Source organism: Enterobacter cloacae complex sp. P16RS2 (assembly GCF_014982155.1).
Lineage (GTDB): Bacteria > Pseudomonadota > Gammaproteobacteria > Enterobacterales > Enterobacteriaceae > Enterobacter > Enterobacter cloacae_M.
The window spans coordinates 1-356 of the sequence record NZ_JADCKW010000112.1 but is presented as its reverse complement, the minus strand read 5'-3'; the positions used below and the strand labels follow the sequence as shown (position 1 = coordinate 356).

Annotated in this window: 1 pseudogene; it reads left to right on the top strand. The window is 39.9% G+C overall.

The features are described 5' to 3' along the window. Nucleotides 1-356, top strand: a pseudogene (locus INF68_RS23110) (prepilin cleavage protein); the annotation flags it as partial.

The window sequence follows — 356 nt, the reverse complement described above, 5'->3', positions numbered from 1 at the left end:
AATAAACGCTAATAAATTTGTTTATATAAATGGACAAGCGAATGTAGGATGGGGATGTTCTCCTAATGGATTACAGGGAAGAACGTCAGAAGGGGCTATTTTATCTTGTGTTAATGGTGTATGGAGAGGATCAACAGGAAGTCCAGTAATAAGAACAGCATCTGCCTCTGCTTATCGTTTCCCCGAAGCTGTTGCTTCTTGCGCTGGTTCAGAAAAAGTTGTAGGTGGAGGCGGTCAATGTAATACAGCAGAAGGATATGTTTGGTTAACGGTCTCCAGACCTAATGGTGATAACAGTTGGTATGCAGGATGTGATACAACTAAAAATATTACAGCTACTATAACTGTTTATGCTA